The sequence below is a fragment of the Bacillus sp. MBGLi79 genome, assembly GCF_002953915.1.
This window is the reverse complement of sequence record NZ_CP026521.1, coordinates 1147906-1151552: the sequence shown is the minus strand read 5'-3', so window position 1 is coordinate 1151552 and position 3647 is coordinate 1147906. Positions and strand designations below refer to the sequence as shown.

The following is a 3647-nucleotide window of genomic DNA, read 5'->3' as shown; positions in this document are numbered from 1 at the left end:
CTCGCCACATCGAACAGTTTCGAATCGACGCCCCTAATTCCTGAAAATGTGTTGATATATACCGGGAAGAAGGCGCCGAGCGCGATCAAGAGCACCTTTGACAGTTCGTCGAAACCGAACCATAAGATAAACAGCGGCGTGACGGCGAGATGCGGAACGGTTCTCAGCATTTGCAGAGAGGGATCGAGATAATCCTCGGCGATTTTTGAAAAGCCGATTACAAGCCCCAGCAGGAGCCCGAGTCCGGCTCCCAGGAAAAAGCCGAGCGCGGCGCGCTGAATGCTGATGCCTAAATGAGTGAAAAGCTCTCCTGATACGATGAGATCCCGAAATGTAAGCAATATATCTAAAGGAGCCGGAAGCAAGGTTTTTGATATGAGCTCAAATGACCCGACAAGCTGCCATAATAAAATCAATATCACGGGTAATACAATTCCCTTCCCCCATGCGAGCCGGAAAGCGGCCGGTCTCAGTTTTGCGCCTGCTTTCGGCTGGATCGAGGGGGTGCTTGATGAAACAGCCCTCATCTGTCATCTCCTCCTTTCAGCGCTTTTTTAATAAATGAATTGTCAACCACTTCTTTTACATCAATCTCTTTGTTAATCGCTTTTAATTTAAATTGAAAATCGGCAGTCTCCTGCTGCGTTTCAATAATACGGTCTGTGATCGGCTCATTTAACGGTTCGGTGTTATTCAGCACGTTTTCAACGACCTTTTTGTCGAGATTTTTAATTTTCGCATACTGTTCAACCGCTTCTTTCTTATGGTTTTCATGCCATTTCACGGCCTTGTCATACACCTTCAGAAAACGGATCACCTCATCAGGATACTTCTCGGCAAATTCGCTTCGTACAAGCGTAAAACCCGGGGAATACTTGTCGATTTGTTCCCCGTCAACCAATATTGCCGCGTCACTTTTGATCGTTTTAAGGGACAAAAACGGCTCCCAAATCGACCATGCATCAATCGCGCCGCTGTCAAATGCCGGCATGGCTTCGTCAGGCTGAAGCTGAATGATGTTGACGTCTGTTGGCTCCAGACCTGCTTTATCGATCACTTTATACAGAAAATCGAACCCGCTGCTGCCTTTTGCCACCGCCACCTTCTTTCCTTTCAAATCTTTTATGTCATCGATGCCGCTCCCTTTTTTCACAAGAATGCCGTTCGCCTTTAAACCGTCTTGCGAAAGACCGATTTCTTTAAAATCAATGCCAGCCGCCTGCCCTGCGATCACCGGTGAATTTCCAACCTGGGAAAAATCAAGTTTACCTGCGGCAAGACCTTCAAACTGCGGCGGACCGCTTTGAAACTCTGTCCATTTCACTTGAATCCCTTCTTTTGCGAACTCTTTTTCAAACCAGCCTTTTTCTTTCGCAAGGAGCAACGGGCTTAAGCTTTGCTGCACTCCGATGTTGATCTCTTTTAAATCTCCGCCCCCTCCGCTTGATTGGGCTGCTGAACAGCCCGCAAGAAGCATCAGGCAGCCCAGCATATACAACGGCCATTTTTTCACGTTTTTCCGCTCCTTTCTGCTCAAATCCCTGAACCTTCCTGAAAGCTGAATGTTTCCGTTGTCTCGAATTCTTTCAGCACTTTTTGTCTGATTGATTGAAAAACGGGCGATGTTCTGCTGCGCGGAAATGGCAGATCGACCGGAATCAGCTTGTGGATTCTCCCCGGCTTTGCGGTAAGAATCGCGACCCGGTTGGCTAAATAAACCGATTCGTCAATATCGTGCGTCACGAGGATCATCGTCATCTTCTTTTCTCGCCAAATGTCTGTCAGAACATCCTGGAGATGCTTTCTCGTAAAGGCGTCCAAGGCGCCGAAGGGTTCATCAAGCAGCAAAATCTCAGGCTCCCTGAGCAAAGCCCTGGCAATCGCGACCCGCTGCGACATACCTCCGGACAGCTCGCGTGGATACTGTTTCTCCGCGCCTTTCAGCCGCACCGTTTCAATCAATTCATCGACTTTTTTTCGCACCGCCGGTTCTTTCAGGCTTAAATCTGCGGCGATATTTTGCTCGACCGTCAGCCATGGAAAAAGCCGATGCTCCTGAAAGATGAAACCTTGCTGAATCCCCGGGCCCTTGATTTCTCTTCCGTTCATGCTGATTCGCCCTTCATAATTCCCGTCAAGACCGGCAGCGATTTTTAAGAGCGTGCTTTTCCCGCATCCGCTTGGACCGATGACAGTCAGAAATTCGCCGTTTTCGACCGTCAGTTTCACGTCTTGAAGCACGCTTGTTTTAAGGCTGCCGTTTCCAAATGCTTTTTCTTTTACACGAATTGATAAAGACATCTTGTTCCCCTTTCTTTTCTAAACTGAAAATAAAAAACTCTTATCCCAATTGAGATAAGAGCCTTCGGTTGACCGATCAGCGCTGATGGAATTTTCCGAAATATTAAACAACATACTAATTCATATTATTCCGACCTGTCAACCCCATATTATAAAAAAACAGATGAAAGGTTCCCCTTTCATCTGCAGTATTGCCCGTTTTTAACTGTAAATGCTGCCGCCTGCTTTTTTAAATTCCTTCGCCTTCTCTTCCAATCCTTTTTGAATAGCCTTTTGTTCATCAAGGTCGTTTTCCTTGGCATAGTCGCGAATATCCTGGGAAATTCTCATACTGCAAAATTTAGGCCCGCACATTGAACAAAAGTGTGCCGTTTTGGCGCCTTCCGCCGGAAGGGTTTCATCATGGTATTCAAGCGCTCTTTCCGGATCGAGCGACAAATTGAACTGGTCCCGCCAGCGGAATTCAAAGCGCGCCTTGGAAAGCGCGTCATCGCGGATTTGCGCGCCGGGGTGCCCTTTGGCAAGGTCAGCCGCATGGGCCGCGATTTTGTATGTTATGACGCCTTCGCGGACATCGTCTTTGTTCGGCAGTCCCAAATGCTCCTTCGGCGTCACATAGCAAAGCATGGCCGTGCCGTACCAGCCGATCATCGCCGCTCCGATTGCCGATGTAATATGATCGTAGCCCGGTGCAATATCGGTCGTCAGCGGGCCGAGCGTGTAAAACGGCGCCTCTTTGCAAATTTCCATCTGCTTGTCGACATTCTCTTTAATTTTATGCATCGGCACGTGTCCCGGTCCTTCGATCATCACTTGAACATCATGCTTCCAGGCGATTTCCGTCAGCTCGCCGAGCGTCTCCAATTCGGCAAATTGGGCCTCATCATTCGCATCCGCAATCGAGCCGGGCCGAAGGCCGTCCCCGAGCGAAAATGCGATATCGTATGTTTTCATAATCTCGCAAATCTCTTCAAAATGAGTGTACAGAAAGCTTTCCTCATGATGAGCCAAACACCATTGCGCCATAATTGCCCCGCCGCGGGATACGACTCCAGTGACGCGCTTTGCCGTCAGCGGCACATACCGAAGAAGGACGCCGGCATGAATCGTAAAATAATCAACGCCTTGCTCAGCCTGCTCGATTAATGTATCGCGGTAAATCTCCCAAGTGAGATCTTCCGCGACGCCGTTTACTTTTTCAAGCGCCTGATAAATTGGCACAGTCCCTACAGGAACTGGACAATTGCGGATGATCCACTCCCTCGTTGTATGAATATCTTTACCTGTGGACAAGTCCATCATCGTATCGGCGCCCCAGCGGATGGCCCATGTCATTTTTTCTACTT

4 protein-coding genes are annotated in these 3647 nt (G+C 48.6%); all 4 read right to left on the bottom strand.

Features of this window, described 5'->3' with window-relative positions:
• The coding region (locus C1T29_RS05760) for an ABC transporter permease (RefSeq protein ID WP_208945637.1) at nucleotides 1-527 on the bottom strand (527 nt) is incomplete at its 3' end.
• Nucleotides 524-1513, bottom strand: a complete 990-nt coding sequence (locus C1T29_RS05755) for an aliphatic sulfonate ABC transporter substrate-binding protein (RefSeq protein ID WP_231516545.1) — start codon at nucleotides 1511-1513, stop codon at nucleotides 524-526. The genes C1T29_RS05760 and C1T29_RS05755, both read right to left, overlap by 4 nt.
• 20 nt (nucleotides 1514-1533) lie before the next feature.
• Complete coding sequence (locus C1T29_RS05750) at nucleotides 1534-2301, bottom strand: ABC transporter ATP-binding protein (protein WP_025811874.1); 768 nt, start codon at nucleotides 2299-2301, stop codon at nucleotides 1534-1536.
• A gap of 201 nt (nucleotides 2302-2502) precedes the next feature.
• A partial coding sequence (thiC, locus tag C1T29_RS05745) for a phosphomethylpyrimidine synthase ThiC (protein WP_208945636.1) occupies nucleotides 2503-3647 on the bottom strand: 1145 nt, incomplete at its 5' end.